The sequence below is a fragment of the Pectobacterium fontis genome, assembly GCF_000803215.1.
Lineage (GTDB): Bacteria > Pseudomonadota > Gammaproteobacteria > Enterobacterales > Enterobacteriaceae > Pectobacterium > Pectobacterium fontis.
The window spans coordinates 1-302 of sequence record NZ_JSXC01000061.1; the positions used below are offsets into that span (position 1 = coordinate 1).

General features: G+C 50.0%; 1 protein-coding gene. It reads right to left on the minus strand.

Annotated features, from left to right (window positions below):
• The coding region (locus OI69_RS18005) for an IS110 family transposase (RefSeq protein WP_039353753.1) at positions 1-302 on the minus strand (302 nt) is incomplete at both ends.

The window sequence follows — 302 nt, forward strand, 5'->3', positions numbered from 1 at the left end:
GCCCCCATATACAACTTCGCCCGGATACCCGGCGGTCCTATTTTCGACAGACTGGCCCTGCCATGCACTGACGAGCCTGAACGACGTTCTACCGGGATAACTCCCAGATACGCCGCCACCTGCTCCGCACTCCTAAAGTGATTACCCCTGATGATGGCTAACATATTCCATCCTATTTGCTCTCCAACACCATCAATCGACTTCAGGAGTGCCAGATCCTTTTTTAGTCCGGGATACTTCTCTATGTGAGCTTTTATCAAGTGCTCAATGTGCTCCAGTTCATCCTTTAAATGTTGCACCAT